This window comes from Pseudomonas sp. P5_B2, from assembly GCF_056400445.1.
This window is the reverse complement of the sequence record NZ_JBFULH010001387.1, coordinates 1-642: the sequence shown is the minus strand read 5'-3', so window position 1 is coordinate 642 and position 642 is coordinate 1. Positions and strand designations below refer to the sequence as shown.

Annotated in this window: 1 protein-coding gene; it reads left to right on the top strand. The window is 57.6% G+C overall.

What is annotated here, in order from left to right; translation table 11 throughout:
- A partial coding sequence (locus AC1DRJ_RS31375; RefSeq protein ID WP_477805525.1) for a LuxR C-terminal-related transcriptional regulator occupies window positions 1-298 on the top strand: 298 nt, incomplete at its 5' end.
- Window positions 299-642 lie beyond the last annotated feature (344 nt).

The window sequence follows — 642 nt, the reverse complement described above, 5'->3', positions numbered from 1 at the left end:
GGTGACCGCGATTCGTAAAGTGGCGGCGGGTGGGCGCTACATCGACCCGGACCTCGCCGACCGCATGGTTTTCGAAGTCGGCTTGACCGATTCCCGGCCGTTGCACTCATTGCTTTCGGAGCGCGAGTTTTCTGTGTTCGAACGTCTGGCCCAGGGCGTCAACGTCAATGACATTGCCCAGCAACTGGCCCTGAGCAGCAAAACCATCAGCACCCACAAGGCACGACTGATGCAGAAGCTCAACATCACCTCGCTGGCGGAATTGGTGAAGTACGCGATGGAACACAAACTGCTCTAAGACTCACCTCCGTCCACTGTGGGAGCGAGCAGGCTCGCTCCCACAAAGGACTGCGTGCATATCCAATAACGACCTACATTTCAGCCGCTTGCGCCGGTTCTTGCGGCTTGTAGCTGACAGCTTGCCTCTGCGTTTGCCAAAACGCGCCATCCTTGTAGGGCAATCCCTACCCCCAACCTTCCATCCGGCTGAGGCGATTCTCTCCTGCACCCCGATTTGCGTGGTCGGCCGTGTCCACTAGGCTTAGTCCACAGCAGTTATCAACAACAAAGGTGCGGGTATGAGCCAGGTCGATTCAAACGCAGGGGCCAGCGACATTCTGGTCAGCTTTCGTGGAGTGCAGA